At 58.0% G+C, this 15,075-nt stretch carries 17 protein-coding genes; 8 read left to right on the top strand and 9 right to left on the bottom strand.

The features are described 5' to 3' along the window. Position 1: 1 nt before the first annotated feature. From QEH57_RS03885 to QEH57_RS03865, 5 genes are all read right to left on the bottom strand, one after another. Positions 2-568, bottom strand: coding sequence for a hypothetical protein (locus QEH57_RS03885; protein ID WP_309005367.1), 567 nt, complete (start codon positions 566-568; stop codon positions 2-4). 146 nt (positions 569-714) lie between these two features. Beyond that, on the bottom strand, positions 715-1,773 hold the full coding sequence (locus tag QEH57_RS03880; RefSeq protein ID WP_309005366.1) for a M20/M25/M40 family metallo-hydrolase: 1,059 nt from the start codon (positions 1,771-1,773) through the stop codon (positions 715-717). A gap of 37 nt (positions 1,774-1,810) precedes the next feature. Continuing rightward, positions 1,811-2,539, bottom strand: coding sequence for an SDR family NAD(P)-dependent oxidoreductase (locus QEH57_RS03875; RefSeq protein ID WP_309005365.1), 729 nt, complete (start codon positions 2,537-2,539; stop codon positions 1,811-1,813). A 48-nt stretch (positions 2,540-2,587) separates the two neighbouring features. Beyond that, positions 2,588-3,973, bottom strand: a complete 1,386-nt coding sequence (locus QEH57_RS03870; RefSeq protein WP_309005364.1) for a dihydrolipoyl dehydrogenase — start codon at positions 3,971-3,973, stop codon at positions 2,588-2,590. A gap of 26 nt (positions 3,974-3,999) precedes the next feature. Continuing rightward, the gene (locus tag QEH57_RS03865; protein ID WP_309005363.1) at positions 4,000-4,560 is read right to left on the bottom strand and encodes a DJ-1 family glyoxalase III; all 561 of its coding nucleotides are present in this window, start codon (positions 4,558-4,560) and stop codon (positions 4,000-4,002) included. Positions 4,561-4,982: 422 nt separating this feature from the next. Here QEH57_RS03865 and QEH57_RS03860 point away from each other — a divergent pair, with 422 nt between their 5' ends. From QEH57_RS03860 to QEH57_RS03840, 5 genes are all read left to right on the top strand, one after another. Next, on the top strand, positions 4,983-7,364 hold the full coding sequence (locus tag QEH57_RS03860; RefSeq protein WP_309005362.1) for a hypothetical protein: 2,382 nt from the start codon (positions 4,983-4,985) through the stop codon (positions 7,362-7,364). Between the two features lie 126 nt (positions 7,365-7,490). Beyond that, a complete protein-coding gene (locus QEH57_RS03855) occupies positions 7,491-8,402 on the top strand; it encodes an NAD-dependent epimerase/dehydratase family protein (protein WP_309005361.1) in 912 nt (303 codons plus the stop codon). A gap of 90 nt (positions 8,403-8,492) precedes the next feature. After that, a complete protein-coding gene (locus QEH57_RS03850) occupies positions 8,493-8,801 on the top strand; it encodes a YbaB/EbfC family nucleoid-associated protein (protein ID WP_309005360.1) in 309 nt (102 codons plus the stop codon). A 23-nt stretch (positions 8,802-8,824) separates the two neighbouring features. Next, positions 8,825-9,418 carry a recombination mediator RecR gene (recR, locus tag QEH57_RS03845; protein WP_309005359.1) on the top strand — a complete coding sequence of 198 codons (594 nt, stop codon included), beginning with the start codon at positions 8,825-8,827 and terminating at the stop codon, positions 9,416-9,418. Positions 9,419-9,439: 21 nt separating this feature from the next. After that, positions 9,440-9,811 carry an Hpt domain-containing protein gene (locus QEH57_RS03840; protein WP_309005358.1) on the top strand — a complete coding sequence of 124 codons (372 nt, stop codon included), beginning with the start codon at positions 9,440-9,442 and terminating at the stop codon, positions 9,809-9,811. A gap of 111 nt (positions 9,812-9,922) precedes the next feature. Here QEH57_RS03840 and QEH57_RS03835 read toward each other — a convergent pair whose 3' ends face one another. Next, complete coding sequence (locus QEH57_RS03835) at positions 9,923-10,558, bottom strand: response regulator transcription factor (RefSeq protein ID WP_191616704.1); 636 nt, start codon at positions 10,556-10,558, stop codon at positions 9,923-9,925. 393 nt (positions 10,559-10,951) lie between these two features. On the opposite strand from QEH57_RS03835, the gene QEH57_RS03830 reads away from it, so the two are divergent. The 3 genes from QEH57_RS03830 to QEH57_RS03820 all read left to right on the top strand — a co-directional run bounded on the left by QEH57_RS03830 (position 10,952) and on the right by QEH57_RS03820 (position 13,948). Continuing rightward, positions 10,952-12,187, top strand: a complete 1,236-nt coding sequence (locus tag QEH57_RS03830; RefSeq protein WP_309005357.1) for a beta-ketoacyl-[acyl-carrier-protein] synthase family protein — start codon at positions 10,952-10,954, stop codon at positions 12,185-12,187. 14 nt (positions 12,188-12,201) lie between these two features. Further along, positions 12,202-12,456 carry a phosphopantetheine-binding protein gene (locus QEH57_RS03825; RefSeq protein WP_200358398.1) on the top strand — a complete coding sequence of 85 codons (255 nt, stop codon included), beginning with the start codon at positions 12,202-12,204 and terminating at the stop codon, positions 12,454-12,456. An 85-nt stretch (positions 12,457-12,541) separates the two neighbouring features. After that, positions 12,542-13,948, top strand: coding sequence for an FAD-dependent oxidoreductase (locus tag QEH57_RS03820; protein WP_309005356.1), 1,407 nt, complete (start codon positions 12,542-12,544; stop codon positions 13,946-13,948). 34 nt (positions 13,949-13,982) lie between these two features. Here the strand turns inward: QEH57_RS03820 and QEH57_RS03815 are convergent, their stop codons facing one another. The 3 genes from QEH57_RS03815 to rplU form a co-directional block, all read right to left on the bottom strand. Then, on the bottom strand, positions 13,983-14,327 hold the full coding sequence (locus QEH57_RS03815) for a hypothetical protein (RefSeq protein WP_309005355.1): 345 nt from the start codon (positions 14,325-14,327) through the stop codon (positions 13,983-13,985). Between the two features lie 143 nt (positions 14,328-14,470). Then, positions 14,471-14,713, bottom strand: coding sequence for a 50S ribosomal protein L27 (gene rpmA / locus QEH57_RS03810; RefSeq protein ID WP_309005354.1), 243 nt, complete (start codon positions 14,711-14,713; stop codon positions 14,471-14,473). Positions 14,714-14,751: 38 nt separating this feature from the next. Next, positions 14,752-15,066, bottom strand: a complete 315-nt coding sequence (gene rplU / locus QEH57_RS03805; RefSeq protein ID WP_309005353.1) for a 50S ribosomal protein L21 — start codon at positions 15,064-15,066, stop codon at positions 14,752-14,754. Positions 15,067-15,075: the final 9 nt, after the last annotated feature.

Genomic DNA, 15,075 nt, shown 5'->3' with positions numbered 1-15,075 from the left:
GTTACTTTCGATATTCGCCGCTGACGGGGCGGTCCTTGAGGCCGAGCGTCTTTTCGATCTCGCGCTCGATGAACTGGGCTTGCTCGGATTGGTTGAGTCCGGAAAGGAGCTTTTTGGAGCGGTTGTTTCGGTCGAGGCAGTGGAGTTCGTAGCTCACGTGAGTGCCGTTCTTGCCGCGGGTAATCTTTTCCTTGCAGTAGACTTGCTGGATCGACTCGACGGGGAAGGTAACCTGACCGAACCAGGGGAGCGGGTAGTGCTTGACGGAGAGGTTGTAGGTGTCGATGCGGATGTCGGTCTTGTTGAGGAAGAGGGCGATCGTGAAATAGATGATTCCGAGTCCGACGCCGGCATGGATTGAGCCGAATGCAGCCATGCTCCAAGCTCCTTGGCTGATGGCGATGCCCATCCAGACGACCATGAAGGTGTTCCAGAAGAGGGCGAAGACGATGAGGAAGTAGGCGAGGGCGGACTTCCAGCTGCGTCGGATGACGATAGCGTCGTACTCGGTGACGAGCTCTATGTTGTCAGGCAGGGGTGAAAGAGGAGAGCTGGGATTCTTGGCCATCTTTGTAGCCTTAAAAATCCCTGATATTGCGGGGAGGTGTCAATCTCCTTGCGGGGGCTTACGCTGTGGAGCGTCGCCTTTTCTTTCGGTTTGGGAAAGCGGGGATGCAAAAGGCCGGCTGCAGAAGCCGGCCTTGCGTCGTTAGGTTACCAGACCCCGGTCTCGCCTGTTTCGATGCTTTTTGCGAACGCCACCAGTAGTTGGATACAGTGTTCAGCGTCTTGCAGGTCGATCATCTCGCTGGGGGTGTGCATGTAGCGAAGCGGGAGGCAGATGAGGCCGGTGGCGACGCCGGGACCGGCGACTTGGATGGCTCGGGCGTCGGTGCCGGTGGGGCGTGGATCGCTTTCGAGCTGGTAGGGGATGTCGTTGGCTTCGGCGGCCTCGATGAGGTTTTTATAGACAATGGGATTGATGTTGGGGCCGCGGGTGATGATGGGGCCGCCGCCGAGCTTGAATTCGCCGAATTTGCGCTTGTCGCAGTCGGGGTGGTCGGTGGCGTGGCCGACGTCGACGGCCACAGCGAAGGTGGGCGCTGCGTTGAAGGTTGAGATCATGGCGCCGCGCACGCCGACTTCTTCTTGGGCGTTGGCGACGGAGATGACCTTGGCTTGCAGCTTGTCCTTTTCTTTGGCGAGGCGCCGGAGCGTTTCGCCGACGATGTAGGAGCCGCCTTTGTTATCGAAGGCGCGGGCGGTGGCGACGCTGCCGTGGATGAAGTCGAACTCGTGGTCGTAGGTGGCGACGTCGCCTACCTGTACGCGGGCTTGGGCGTCGGCTTTGTCCTTGGCGGCGATATCGATCCACATTTCGTGGATTTGCGGGACCTTTTCGCGGTCCTTGGTATCCATGAGGTGGACGGCTCGTTTGCCGGTGACGCCTTTGACGATGCCGTTCTTGGTTTGGATAAGCACGCGGCGTCCGGAGATGACGATGCGGTCGTGGCCGCCGAGGGTTTGGAAGTAGAGGAAGCCGTTATCGTCGATGTAGTTGATTTGCAGCCCGAGCTCGTCGAGGTGTCCGGCGAAGAGGACGGAGGTTGGCGCATCCGGATTTAGGATACCGATACGGTTTCCGATCGTGTCTTTTTGGTAGAGGTCGGAAGCGGGCTCGACGAATTCGTCGTAGACCGCTTGGGCTTGTTGTTCAGCCCCGGAGGGGCTTTTTGCTTCGAGGAGCTTTAGGAGAAATTCTGGCGCTTGCATCGTGAAAGGTGAAAAGTGATTGGGTCTTTTGGCGGCGTTATTGGGAGAGGTCGTATGTTTTTCCGTTTTCGAGAGCGGAGGGATCTTCGAGGAGCTTGGCAATTTCTGCGGCGATCGTATCCGGCGTGGGGATACGGCCCTCTTCCTTTAGTTTGATGAAGCGTTCGACATCGGGAAAGGTTTCGGGCGAGGTTTGGCGGATTTGCTCCTGCATGGCGGTTTCCATGACGCCCGGGTTGATGTTGACGAAGCGGGTGGGGTGGAGCGCGGTTTCCTGTTCCTTGGCGATGGTCCGAACGAGTTGCTCTTGGCCGGCTTTGGTGGCGCAGTAGAGCGACCAGCTGGCTTTTGGGCGTTCGGGAAGGGCGGCGCCGGAGGTGATTTGCAGGAAGGCTTTGGGAATGGGGAGTGGTTGTACGCGCTTGAGAAAAGCGGAGGCGGCGAGGGCGGATTGGGTGAGGTTGGCAGCGATGGTTTCCTCGATCTCGAAGGGGTCGAGGTTTTGGGCAGGCTGCAGCAAGCCGAGTCGGCCAGCGTTTGCGATGAAGACGACGCTTTCGGACTCTTCGAGAGGCGCTTGGGCAAGAGCCTGCTCGAAGATGGAAGCGGCGAGCTGCGGTTTGGTGAAATCGCAGCTATGAAAGGCCCCGGTGAAGTCGCCTTGCGTACGGCCAAAACCGATGAGGTTTGTCCTTTCGTCAGCCAAGGCCTTTGAGAGGGCTTGTCCTAGTCCTTTGGATACTCCGGTAATGATGATGGTACGCATGGCGCTTCTTTTTTTCGGGGGCGTGGGAAGGTTGCTTGTCGCGGTCGGTTAGAGTTCGTCTACGATGTCTTCGAGCGGGTAGCTGATGATTTCGGCGAGGGTAGGGTGGTACCAGTGGGTCTTGAGGAGATCGGCGGCGGTGAGGTTATTGGATACCGCTACGGACAGGGCGTGGATGAGTTCGCCGGCGTCTTTGGATACGATTTCGGCTCCGAGGATGCGTCCGGTGGGCTTTTCGCCGAAGAGGCGAACGAAGCCGTACTTGGCTTCCATGAGGATGGATTTGCCGTGGTCGTCGAAGGGGTAGTCGGCTGCGATGTAGTCGACGCCGCGTTCGTCGAGGGCCTTTTGCGTCAGGCCGACGCGAGCGACTTGGGGATCGGTGAAGACGACGTCGAGCATGTGGTCGTAATTGAGGGGCCCGAAGACGCTGCTCGGTTTGCCCATGGCGTGACGGGCGGCGTATTCGCCTTGCAGTACGGCGGTGTGCACGATCTCGAAGGGGCCGGCGCAATCGCCGGCGGCGTAGACGTCCGCATTGGTGGTGCGTTGATGTTCGTCGGTCTTGATTTGTCCGTTGGGGAGGAGCTCGATGCCCGCGGCCTCCAGTCCGAGATTGGAAGTGTTGGGGGTGCGTCCTAGCGCGTTGATAAGGTATTTGGCGGAAACTGACTTTTCGAAGCCTTCGTGATCGAAGACTGCCTTGAAACCGGTGTCCGTTTTCTCGATACGTTTGAGGGAGGTGCCGGTGAAGAGGTCCATGCCTTCGTCGCGGAAGGCTTTCTCAACTGTTTCTGAAACGTCGGCTGCCTGATCCTTGAGGATGTGGGAGCTGCGTTGGATTTGGGTGACTTTGGCGCCGACTCGGTTGAGGAATTGGGCGAGCTCGCAGGCTACGACTCCGCCGCCCAGCACGATGGCGGATTCGGGGAGGAAGTCTAGGTCCAGCACGTGGTCGCTGGTCCAGATGTCTTCGTGGTCGAGGCCTGGTATTGATGGTACGGATACTTTGGATCCGGTGCCGATGATGAATTTCTTGCCTTGGAGCTGGGTGCCGTCTGCCAGTTCGATGGTGTTGGGCCCGATAAACTTGGCGTAGGAGCGGTAGAGGTCGTACTTACGGCTGCGCATGGAGTCGACGCGGTAGTCCGTGAACTCCTTGATGGTATCCACTTTTCGCTGGTGGAGGGCGGGCATGTCGACGCTGGCGGAGGGGATGTTGAGGCCGAACTTTTTTGCGTTTTGGGCGAGGTGCAGGACTTCGGCGGAGTAGATGAGGGTCTTGGAAGGCATGCAGCCGCGCAGGATGCAGAGACCGCCGAGTTCTTCGGCTCCGTCGATGACAGCGACGCTGTCGGTGTATCCGCGGGCGACGCGGGCTGCGTTGAATCCACCGGATCCGCCGCCGATGGCAATAAAGTCGTAGGTTTTCATTTTGTTTTCCTGAAAGGGAGTGAGGTTTAGTTCGAAGGAGTGAAATGGATGGAGTCTGCTATTTGTTGGGCAGTGGTCTTGTCTCGTAGCTTCTCAACGAGGGCGAGGGAGAATTCGACTGCGGTCCCGAGGCCTTGGGAGGTGGTGATGTGTCCGTCGATGACGACGGGGGCGTTGGATGCGAGGGGGAGGTCGTCGCGAACGGATTGATGGGAAGTGGCGGAGCGCCCGTCGAGGATGCCGTGGGTGGCTAGGATTTTCGGAGCGGCGCAGAGGGCGGCCAGTTCCTTGCCGGCTTTGTCCTGGGCGACTAGGATGTCGCGCACGGATTGGTCGTTGAGAAGCTCCAATACGCCGGGGCCTCCGGGGAGGAGGACCAGGTCGAAGGCTTCCGAGTCGACGAGCGCCAGAGAGGTATCGGCGGAGAAGGTGATTTGGTTGCGTCCGGTGACGGCGGCGTGGCCGTTGACGCTGGCTACGGTGACGTCGATTTCGGCGCGGCGCAGGATATCGACGGGAGTGAGAGCTTCGATTTCTTCGATGCCGTCGAAGACGATGACGAGGGCGGTAGGAGTGGCTGCGGGCATGGTTTTTATTTGGGGGATGCGGAGGAGGGCAGGCAATTGTTTTGTGAGCAAGCTCGCGCTTAGGCAGCGGATGCTTCGGGCTTGTATGTGGCGTGGAGAATGTTCAAAAAGTTGTGAATAGGTTCGAGAGCCTTTGCGTCTGATTCTCGTCCTGAAAGGCGCTTCGCGTATCGGTCTTTCTGCGCTCACGCAGACGTGTTTTTTGGGGTTCGGATTGCCGGTGGGAAGCGCCGCTTGGGGAAGTTTTCAACTAGTCTGACGGTTTCGTTCCATTAATACTATCAATGAACTCCTATATATCGCGATCCGGATGGATCGGTTTCTATCGGGGCGGGTTTGCCTCCCTTTTTTCAGTATTCGTTTTGTTGTTTAGTTTGTTGCTTGCGGGGTGTGGAGGTGGATCGCCCGATAGCGTGTCCGACATGAGCGTGCCTCTCGAAGGGAAGAAGGTGAGCAAGACGGGACAGCTTGCGGGAACCTGGATGCGGGTCTCGGAGGGTAGCTTTCTCGGGTTCGAGTTTCTGAAGGACGGCAAGGTTCTGGCGAGTTCGCCTCGAGGCACGATGACCTACGAGGCGACGGTTCTCGATGGAAGTCGACTTTCGCTGGGGGATGCTTCTGGGCGAGCTACTGTTTATGCGGTGACTGTGGCAGGCGATATTCTGGAGCTGGCGTCGGAGTCGGTGTCGGCTCGACCCACGGCGCCGCAACGTTTTAAGAAAGTCGAGAGTGGCAAGACGCTCGCCGCGGCATTGCAGGAGCAGTCCAAGGAAATGGCGGAGCGGAAGGAGCGGAGGCTGGAGGCCTTGGGCAAGCTTTTCGTAGCGGAGGATTTGGCGCTGGTATCTGCCGAGGAAAAGGGGCCGGCGGCGGTGATTTCCGTGAAGTTCGACCGTTGGGAATCCAATCTGCGGGGGCAGGCGGTGATCGTGGACGATCCGAAGCGGGTCGATGCCTTGTCGCCAGCGCGCGTGCACCCTGTGACGGGTCGAGTAGACCAGGTGGACGAGTTCACGGATCGGATACGAATCACCTTGGAGATCGGGCAGGCGATCTCTCCCGCCGGACAGGCTGATAATCGCGGCCGAATCGCGCTGGTTGCGGAGGGTCCGTTGGATGCTTCCCAGCTGGAAGGGACTGCGGACTTCCCTAACAGTTGGCTGGGGCAGGCTCGATTTGTCCTCAAGCGAGATCGGAGTTTGAATGGGCTTCCGATCGCGAAGTTCAAAGAGCAGGAGGCTGCGAACAAGAAGGCCATGGCGCGGGTATCCGAACCGTTGGGAGGTCGGGCTCGTTTGTCCGGCGAAAAGCTCGACACTAGAACCGGCGGCAGGGAAGGGATGGCGCTTCTGGTGGAGCGTAATGGCGAGAGCGATACGTTTAGCCTCGTCGTAAAATCCGCCGGAGGAAGGGAGTGGAGCGGTCAAGGGCGCATCGGTCTCGTGCTGGGCGAGGGAGCCTTCTACGTGGATCTTCCCGGAGGAGAGCAGTGGCGGCTGATGCTGGACAAGGAGGGCAAGGTTTATGCGGGTCGTTGGCGGCCGAACGAGCGCTCGGACTTTTTGGGGCATGGGCAAGTGCGGCTTGATCTCGGCGAGACGGTTTCTGTGGCCAAGGTGAAAGCCGAGCGCGAGGCGATGGTTCAGTTTATGCAGAAGGGGCTGCTGAAGCCAGTCGCGTTCACTGGATTTATCGACGTGGGCAAGCCAGGGGATCCCGAGCGTTGGCCGGTTTGGATAGAGCTGCAGGTCGCCGAAGGCGGTTTGGCCAAGGGCAAGTCCTGGTTGCTCGGACAGAATCTCGGGATGGAGCTGACCGGCAACGTTTCAGGAGAAGTGGTGAGCTTGACAGCGACGAAGCAAATCGAGGGCAGCGATACCTTTCGCCAGTTTTTGCAGCAACGCTGGCAGCTCAGCTTGGCGGGGATCGATCCCGCTCCGAGATTCACGGGCCGTGTGAACGGAAACATGGGGGGCGGCGGTCCGGTAGAGCTGACGCGAGTCGATCCGAAGGCGGTGGAACTGGCGCGGGCCAAGGTTTTGGAGGCGATGGAAAAGGGTCCCTTCGTAGCGGTGAATACGAGTATTTCGAGGAAGGCGGAGGCGTCGTATTTTCGTTTGAATTGGGATCGGTCGCGCGGGGCCATTTCGGGCGATGTGGTGGGGGAGGATCTCTTGGGGCGGCGTCCGTCCGGCTTGCCGCCAGGCTTGGTGTCCGGCGATTTTTTCGAGCTGCTTGGGCACTTGGCGATTAGGCTCTCGGTAGAAGGGAGTCCGGAGCCGGTCCGCGGCCGGCCGGGCGAGTCGTTTGCTTTTAGTTTGGTGCCGAGCTTCGATGACGAGGGGGCTTTGTCGCTGTACGGCTGGGAACCGCCCGGAAAAACGAATCAGATGTGGCTGAGGCTGGCACCTGCGGCTGCCGGCGCGGAGTTCGTGGTTTCAGAGGAACAGAGTGTTCGTTTGGCGGCGCAGAAGTTAGGGGCGGTCGCGGAGGCTCCGAGCGATCCCAAGCCGGGGGAGGTGGTGCTGCTGCTCGTGAACGTAACGGATCGGGATGCTAAGGTAGGCCAGCTTTTTTATGCGAACGGGCGCTACACGCACCGTAATTCCGTGCCAGCTGCCGCGATTCACGCCGGTTTGGCCCAGCCCGGAGAGGTGTGTTTGCTGAAGCTGACCTATGGGAATCCGCTTACGACTGCAGTTCAGTCGGTCGAGCAAAACGGAGTGACCTCGTCGGCTGCTAATTTCCGAGAAAACAATCCGCTGCCCAGCTTCACCCTGGAACGGATACCTTTGGGGGATTAGCCGAGGTACTTTTTGCGGGAACCGAGATCTGCGAGGATCTCGGTTCTTTTTGGTTGCGCAGGACGGGATGGGGCAGTGCTGCGAGCTTAGCCTTGCCGCCGGGCCGAGGAGTGGCGAGAAGAAGGGATGGTCGAGACGAAAGGGAAGTGTTTGCTGGTTTTGGGCTGCGGGTATTTGGGCCGCATTCTGGTAGGCGAAGCCATTGCTCGCGGGATGAGGGTGAAGGCAGTGTCTCGGAATCTGGATACGCTAGCCGAGGTCGAGGAGATGGGAGCGGAGGTGTTCGCAGGTTTGGTCGACGAAGACGGCTGGCACGGATTTGCTGGCGGCGATGTCGATTTCGTGGTGAATTGCGTGAGCTCGGCCGGAGGAGGCTTGGCAGGGTATCGCCAGTCCTATGTCGAAGGGAACCGATCGCTTTGCAAATGGGCTGAGGAGGTTGGCTTCGCGGGGAGAGCTATCTATACTAGTAGCGTGAGCGTCTATGGCGATGCGGGCGGGGCCTGGGTAGACGAGGGGACGGCTCCGCCTCCAGCGAACGAACGCGGGGCCCTGATGCGGGAGTCGGAAGACGTTTTTTTGCAGGGCATGAAGGGCGTCGCCGCGACGGTCCTGCGTTTGGCGGGGCTTTATGGTCCGGGCCGGCATTTGATGTTGGACCGCCTCAAGTTGGGCGAAGCGGAATTGCCGGGCTGGGGTGACTACTACCTTAACTTGGTTCGCATCGAGGATGCGGTTTCCGCGGTTTGGAGCTGCTTGGAGGCGGAGGTCGCGGTGTCGGGCGTTTTTACGGTTGTGGACGACGAGCCGGCCTTGAAGCAGGACATCGCGGCTTGGATTGCGGGGACGTTAGGAAATCCGGTGCCGCGCTACACCGGCGAAGCCGATGGGAGCGGCCGCGGTTCGCGACGTTTGGGGGAGACGGGCCGACCGGCGAACCGGCGAATCAGCAATTCCGCTTTTTGCGAGGCTGCGGGCTGGCGTCCTCGTTTCGCCAGCTTTCGCGAAGGATTCGGGGATTTGTTGGGCGAGGGATAGGGATTGACGGAAGCCTTCGCTGGCGGCAGCTTGGCCCGCTGTTTTACGAAACGATTAACCCGAAACTATTTTAAGAAAAGGAGCTGAATTATGGCTGGAGTTGGCAAATTGATGAAGCAAGCCGCTAAGATGCAGAAGAAGATCGAGGCGATGCAGGAGGAGCTTGCGAACAAGGAACTTGAAATCTCTAGCGGCGGTGGCGCGGTGCGGATTACCATCAATGGGCAGAGCGAGTTCAAATCGCTCAAGATCGATCCGGAGCTTCTGAAGGAAGAGGCGAGCTTGGTGGAGGAAACCTTGCTCGAGGCAATCAAGGAGGCCGCTTCCAAGGCGAAGGCATACAACGAAGAGGAAATGTCCAAGGCGACTCAAGGCTTCAGCATGCCTGGGTTGATGTAGTTGGATTTTCCTTACGCAACCGTATGACTCCCGCTTTCGAGGCTTTGCAAAAGGAGCTCAAGCGCTTGCCGGGCGTGGGCTTTCGCTCGGCTGAGCGGATGGCGATCCATCTCTTGCTGGAAAAGCCGGAGGCGGCGAAGCGGCTAAGCGACGCAATCTTGAGCGCGAGCGAACGGGTGCGTAGCTGTTCGACTTGCGGAAATGTTTGCGAGGAGGAGCGTTGCTCTATTTGCGAGGACGTTCGTCGGGAGGAGAGCGGATCGCTCTGCGTCGTGGAGCATGTGAGCGACTTGATGGCGATCGAGAAGTCGGGCGCCTACCGGGGGCGCTACCATGTTTTGCATGGAAAGCTGTCTCCCATCAATGGAGTCGGTCCGGAGAGCTTGAATTTGGCGGGCTTGGCGGGACGCGTGAAAGCCGAGTCGGTGACGGAGGTTATCCTCGCCTTGCCGAACGACGTGGAAGGGGAGGCGACTTGCCATTACCTGACGGAGTTGGTGGAGAGCGATTCGGTGGAAGTGTCGCGAATCGGCTTTGGTTTGCCGAGCGGAGCTTCGGTGCTCTACGCGGATTCGGGGACCTTGAAAAGCGCGCTTGACGCTCGCCAACGATACTGAGTTGGCGCAGGTTTCCGAGCCATGTTACCAGATGTTTCTAACGAAGTTGTATACGATAAGGCGACGATTGACGATTTGTTGCTAAGGGAAAAGGACGGTCGCCCGCTCTTGCGGCGATTGTTCGAGATTTACTTGGAGGAGACCCCTCGGCTCCTGGAAGAGTTGGAAGCGGCTATCGCCGCGAAGAACGAGGAAGAGGCGCACGACGTGATTCACCAGATGAAGGGATCCGCTGCAGCCTTGGGAGCTCGGAAGCTCTTCCGAATCACCGAAGCCGCCCTTTCGCTCAGCAAGGGAGGGGAGGTCTTGAAGGTGGAGAACTTGGTCGAGCGGATCGAAGAGGAGTCGGACGCGTATATCCGGGAGGTATCCGAGGTCCTGAACCGAGCCTAGCGTAGGCGCCGGCCGGCGTTGTTTTTAATTCTTTGGGGAAATCGGCCCCGAAAAAAGGCGTCCCTTCGATGGGACGCCTTCTTGTTTGAAAGGTTGTTGGAGCGCTTGCGCTTAGTCTTGGCTGACCAGCTTCAGCTTGACGGCGAGACGGGTCATGTCGGTCGCTCCGCGCAGGTTTAGCTTGCGCATTATGTTGGAGCGGTGGGCGTCGATAGTGCGTACGCTGAGGTTGAAGGAGCGGGCGATTTCCTTGGAGCTGTAGCCTTCGCCAACCATTTGGAGCACGTCGGTCTCGCGAGGCGTGAGCATCTTGAGGCTGTCGTTGTAGTCCTTGTTGGTGATGGGTTGGCGGAGCAGCTTGTAGGCTTCCGGAGAGTAGTAGACGGCGCCCTTGAGGATTTGGCCGATGGCGTCCTTGAGGCTCTCGATGGAGCTGTTTTTGGTAACCAGTCCGTTGACGCCGCGTTCGACGGTGTTCTTGACGATTTCCGGGGTGAAGTGGGCGGAGACGAGGATGACTTTGCACTCTGGGGTGCGATCCTTGATCCGGTTGAAGACGGTGAGTCCGCCAAGTTTCTTGATCTTGAGATCGAGGATCACGAGGTCTGGTTGGAGATCGAGACAGGCTTGGAGGCCTTCCTCCCCGTCGTCGAATTGTCCAACAACTTCCAGTCCAAAGTCGGTCCTGACGATTGATTCTGTGAGTTCTCTAAAGAGTATTTGGTCTTCGATGAGTACGACTTTCATTCGGTCTACGGTCTAAATACAGGTGCTGGCTGTTGGAGTTTTCTTAGGTGGCGATTCAGGTATGTTACGTATTACTACCAGTTCGTTGACGACAATTAATGATCAAGTGCTTAGCCTAAGCAACATGTTTGTTGCACCTTTACGCTCTATTATCGTATCTCGATAGAAATATGGTAAAAAAAGGGGTGATTACCCTGCTTGTTTGAATTGATTCATTCACGGTTGTGGCAGGCTTTGGGGAGTCGGCTGTACCTAGAGGGCGGCGCGGTTTCGGGAAATCTTCCTGCAAAACCTGCGGGCGTTGTGTTCCTCTCTGATTTTGTGTTGAATGGAGGGCATAAATGGCTAACCCCGATGCCTTGTCCTGCTTGATCGCAATCTCGGAAAAAACCTATGGCACTTAGTAGAGTAGTAATAACCGGCGTTGGCCTAACTTCTCCCAATGGCAATACGCTTGAGGAATTTCGTCGTAGCCTCTTGGAAGGCAAGGGCGGTATCAGCCGGATCGACATGCGCTACATGGGGCAGGTCTTGGCGGGCGTTTGCGACTTCGAGGCGACCAAGTATCAGCGTCGCAAGGACTTGAGAGTCGGCACGCGGGCGGGCAGCATTTCTATCTACTGCGCGCGGGAAGCCTTGGCGGATGCGGGGATCGAGGTCGATCAGCTCGACGCCAAGCGTACGGGCATCTATGTCGGCACCACGGAGCACGGAAACGTGGAGACGGAGAACGAGGTCTACAACATTTCGCAATTCGACTACGACACCAAGTTTTGGTCGCACCACCACAATCCGCGGACGGTTTCGAACAATCCGGCGGGCGAGGTTTCCCTGAATCTCAAGGTGCATGGACCTGCCTATACGATCGGGGCAGCCTGCGCGGCGGGAAATCTCGGTTTGATCCAGGGGATGCAGATGCTGCAGCTTGGGGAGGTCGATTTCGCGATTGCGGGCGGCGTTTCCGAGAGTATTCGCTCGTTTGGAATTTTTGCCGGCTTCAAGAGCCAGGGGGCCTTGGCCGAGCACGAGGATCCGAACAAGGCTTCTCGTCCGTTTGACAAGGATCGCAACGGGATCGTGGTTTCCGAGGGCGGCGCGTTGTATACGCTTGAGCGTCTGGAGGATGCCCAGGCTCGCGGAGCGAAGATCTATGGCGAAATCGTAGGCTACAAGATCAATTCCGACGCGACGGATTACGTTTTGCCCAATCCCGAGCGCCAGGCCGAGTGCATGCGAGGGGCCTTGGAGAAGGCGGGCATGCAGCCGAGCGATATTCACATCGTGAGCACGCACGCCACGGCGACGCCTTTGGGCGATATTCAGGAGTGCGAGGCGGTGCGCGAAGTGTTCGCGGACTGTCCGGACACGCACATCAACAATACCAAGGGTTACATCGGGCATGCGATGGGAGCGGCTGGCTCCTTGGAGCTCGCGGGCAACTTGCCGTCCTTCGAGGATGGGCTGGTTCACCCAACGATCAACGTGGATAATCTCGATCCGAAGTGCGATTTGCCGGGGCTGGTTATCAACGAGGCGAAGCAAGCGAAACGGGTTGACGCCATTCTTAATAATTCCTTTGGTATGCTCGGTATTAACTCGGCGCTGATCATCAAGCGCTTTTCGAACTAGCAAAGAAAACTTACATGACCAAAGACGAATGCAAGCAAGTGGTGCTCGACATCATCGCGGAAATCGCTCCTGACGAGGATCTTAGCGATGTTAAAGGCGATGTCGCCCTACGTGAGCAACTGGATCTCGATTCGATGGACTTCCTCGATATCGTGATGGAACTCCGTAAACAGCACAGCATCGAAGTGCCCGAAGCCGACTACGTTCAGCTCGCATCCTTGGATAGCTGCGCGGAGTACCTGACTCCAAAGTTCAACGCCTTGGTCTAAGAGGGTTCCGAACAGGTCCATTTTTTTTCGAATTGGCCCACCGCGAGCGGTTGGGCCATTCTTGTATCCACGACTTGAGTACGAAATGTCAGAGCATTACGACGTAGCGATCATTGGGGCGGGAATGTCCGGTCTGTCCGCTGGAATTCGGGCGGCGCACTTCGGTAAGAAGGCAATCATTCTAGAGCAGCACAACGCTCCGGGCGGCTTGAACAGCTTCTATGCGAAGGAGGGGCGCAAGTATGACGTCGGCTTGCACGCCATGACGAATTATGTGCCGGCGAAGGAGCGTCGCGCCATCTTCAATAAGTTGCTGCGCCAGTTGAGGATCGACCGGGCGGAGCTCGACCTGATCGAACAAAAGTCCTCTCGTATCGCCTTTCCGGGCGTGAACCTACGTTTTGGCAACGAGGAAGCTTTGCTTGAGAGCGAGGTGGAGCGAGTTTTTCCGGGACAGATCGATGGTTTCGTTCGCTTGAGCAAGGCGATTCGGGACTACCCCGATGTGGACCTGAACCAGCCTTACCGGTCGACGCGGGAGTGGATCAAGGGGTTCGTTTCCGATCCTCTGCTGGAGGAGATGATCTTCTGTCCGTTGATGTACTATGGGTCTGCGGTGGAGGACGACATGGATGTCGGCCAGTTCGTCATCATGTTTCGCTCCATCTTCCACGAGGGCTTGGCGAGGCCGGCGGAGGGAATTCGCCTCTTGATTCGCGTCGTTTTGGATCGCTATCGCAAACTTGGCGGTATCCGGAAAATGAAGACGGGAGTGAAGCGTCTCGTCGCCGAGGGCGGGAAGATCTCTCGCATCGAGTTGGATAACGGTACGGAAGTTTCCGCGGACGTGGTGCTTTCCTGCGCGGGTTTGCCGGAGACTTACGCGCTGGTTGACTCGTCCTTGGTGTCGGACCAGTCGGAGCAGGCGGGCAAGCTTTCGTTTTCCGAGACGATCGCGGTCTACAAGTCGCTGCCGGAGACGTGGGGTTGGGGCGACGACACGATTGTCTTTTTCAATAATGCGGAGCGCTTTGCCTACCGCAATCCGTCGGATCCGATCGATTTGCGAAGCGGGGTGATTTGCCTGCCGAACAATTTCGAGTTTGGCGACCGTCCACTGAAGGAAGGTCTGGTGCGGGTCACTTGTTTGGCCAATCACGATACTTGGTGCGGGTACTCTGCCGAAGCGTATGAGGCGGCTAAGGCGGATTGGTTCGGGCGTATCCAGAAGTCTATACTTCCTATGATGCCTGTTCCCACGCGGGATTACTCGAGCGAGTTGGTGGCGACTGACATGTTTACTCCGAAGACGGTTAAGAAGTTCACGCGTCGCGCTCGCGGCGCGATCTACGGGACGCCGGACAAGGTGAAGGACGGTCGGACATCCTGGGATAACCTGTTCTTGTGCGGGACGGATCAGGGCTACCTGGGGATCGTTGGCAGCATGCTCAGCGGTGTCGTCATGGCGAACGAGCACGTGCTCAAGGGGTAGCTTCCGGACGGTGGTTTGCGCGTCCTGGGCTGTCTCAGTAGTAGAAAACCACCCAGCCGATCACGGCGGCGAGGCCTGCGAAGGCGAGGGCGGCGATGAATAGGCAGCCGCGTTTGGTTTCGCTAGCGGCGTTTTTGGTGTCGGGGCCGAGTTCGCTGTAGAGGTCGCTCGCGACCTGATGGCGTGGGGTTGATTCGATTTCGAGCTGGGAGGCGACTTCCTTGTCCTCGGGGATCGCTTCGATGAGCCGGTTTGTCTTTGGGCTGGGGCTGGGCTTTGCGGCGATCGTTTCTCGATCGATCTCTTGGTTGAGCCAGTCGAGGTGCTCGAGGATGAGTTGCTTTTGCTGCTTTAGCTTTTGGAGTCGGTTGGGGTCCATGGCTGCGTTCGCTTTTAGGATCGGCGGGATCGGCCGTGGGTTGAGCGGTATCCTTGGGCCTTGTGGGCTTGTTGGGGCTGGGTACGAAAAAGCCCTTTCCGACGTTTCGGAAAGGGCTCTTGAAAGTGTTTCGCTTGAATCGCTTAGGCTTCGACGGCGACCTTGCGGTGCTCCTTGTCGAATACGACCTTGCCGTCGGAGAGGGCGAAGAGGGTGTGGTCGCGTCCCATACCGACGTTCTTGCCGGCGTGGAAGCGAGTACCGCGTTGGCGAACGATGATGTTGCCTGCGATTACTTCTTCGCCGCCGAACTTCTTAACGCCGAGGTTCTTTGGGTTGGAATCGCGTCCGTTCTTGGAAGTACCTTGTCCTTTTTTGTGTGCCATGACTGAAGGGTGCTAATTGCTAGCTAGATAGTTTTGGATTAGGACTCGATGGAGTCGATCTTGATGACGGAGAGCTCTTGGCGATGACCGCGGCGGCGCTCGTAGCCCTTCTTGGCCTTCTTCTTGAAGACGACGATCTTGCGACCGCGCTTGTTTTCGAGAATCGTTGCGGAGACCTTTGCGCCACTGACGAAAGGTGCGCCGAGCTTGAAAGCATCGCCTTCGCCCACGGTAAGGACTTCGTTGATTTCGAGCTTTTGGCCAGCTTCCGTGTCTGGGTAGCGGTTCAAGATGAGAACGTCGCCTTCTGTTACGGTGTACTGTTTGCCCTGTGTTTGAATGGTTGCTTTCATCGGAAAAAT

The organism is Pelagicoccus sp. SDUM812005 (genome assembly GCF_031127875.1).
GTDB lineage: Bacteria > Verrucomicrobiota > Verrucomicrobiia > Opitutales > Opitutaceae > Pelagicoccus.
Note: the sequence above shows the minus strand (reverse complement) of the source record. Positions and strands in the feature narration are given on the sequence as shown.

What these genes read in the sequence shown, in the direction of transcription:
- QEH57_RS03885 (WP_309005367.1), bottom strand. Translation starts at nt 568, where the DNA reads ATGGCCAAGAATCCCAGCTCTCCTCTTTCACCCCTGCCTGACAACATA.
- QEH57_RS03880 (WP_309005366.1), bottom strand. Translation starts at nt 1,773, where the DNA reads ATGCAAGCGCCAGAATTTCTCCTAAAGCTCCTCGAAGCAAAAAGCCCC.
- QEH57_RS03875 (WP_309005365.1), bottom strand. Translation starts at nt 2,539, where the DNA reads ATGCGTACCATCATCATTACCGGAGTATCCAAAGGACTAGGACAAGCC.
- QEH57_RS03870 (WP_309005364.1), bottom strand. Translation starts at nt 3,973, where the DNA reads ATGAAAACCTACGACTTTATTGCCATCGGCGGCGGATCCGGTGGATTC.
- QEH57_RS03865 (WP_309005363.1), bottom strand. Translation starts at nt 4,560, where the DNA reads ATGCCCGCAGCCACTCCTACCGCCCTCGTCATCGTCTTCGACGGCATC.
- QEH57_RS03860 (WP_309005362.1), top strand. Translation starts at nt 4,983, where the DNA reads ATGAGCGTGCCTCTCGAAGGGAAGAAGGTGAGCAAGACGGGACAGCTT.
- QEH57_RS03855 (WP_309005361.1), top strand. Translation starts at nt 7,491, where the DNA reads ATGGTCGAGACGAAAGGGAAGTGTTTGCTGGTTTTGGGCTGCGGGTAT.
- QEH57_RS03850 (WP_309005360.1), top strand. Translation starts at nt 8,493, where the DNA reads ATGGCTGGAGTTGGCAAATTGATGAAGCAAGCCGCTAAGATGCAGAAG.
- recR (WP_309005359.1), top strand. Translation starts at nt 8,825, where the DNA reads ATGACTCCCGCTTTCGAGGCTTTGCAAAAGGAGCTCAAGCGCTTGCCG.
- QEH57_RS03840 (WP_309005358.1), top strand. Translation starts at nt 9,440, where the DNA reads ATGTTACCAGATGTTTCTAACGAAGTTGTATACGATAAGGCGACGATT.
- QEH57_RS03835 (WP_191616704.1), bottom strand. Translation starts at nt 10,558, where the DNA reads ATGAAAGTCGTACTCATCGAAGACCAAATACTCTTTAGAGAACTCACA.
- QEH57_RS03830 (WP_309005357.1), top strand. Translation starts at nt 10,952, where the DNA reads ATGGCACTTAGTAGAGTAGTAATAACCGGCGTTGGCCTAACTTCTCCC.
- QEH57_RS03825 (WP_200358398.1), top strand. Translation starts at nt 12,202, where the DNA reads ATGACCAAAGACGAATGCAAGCAAGTGGTGCTCGACATCATCGCGGAA.
- QEH57_RS03820 (WP_309005356.1), top strand. Translation starts at nt 12,542, where the DNA reads ATGTCAGAGCATTACGACGTAGCGATCATTGGGGCGGGAATGTCCGGT.
- QEH57_RS03815 (WP_309005355.1), bottom strand. Translation starts at nt 14,327, where the DNA reads ATGGACCCCAACCGACTCCAAAAGCTAAAGCAGCAAAAGCAACTCATC.
- rpmA (WP_309005354.1), bottom strand. Translation starts at nt 14,713, where the DNA reads ATGGCACACAAAAAAGGACAAGGTACTTCCAAGAACGGACGCGATTCC.
- rplU (WP_309005353.1), bottom strand. Translation starts at nt 15,066, where the DNA reads ATGAAAGCAACCATTCAAACACAGGGCAAACAGTACACCGTAACAGAA.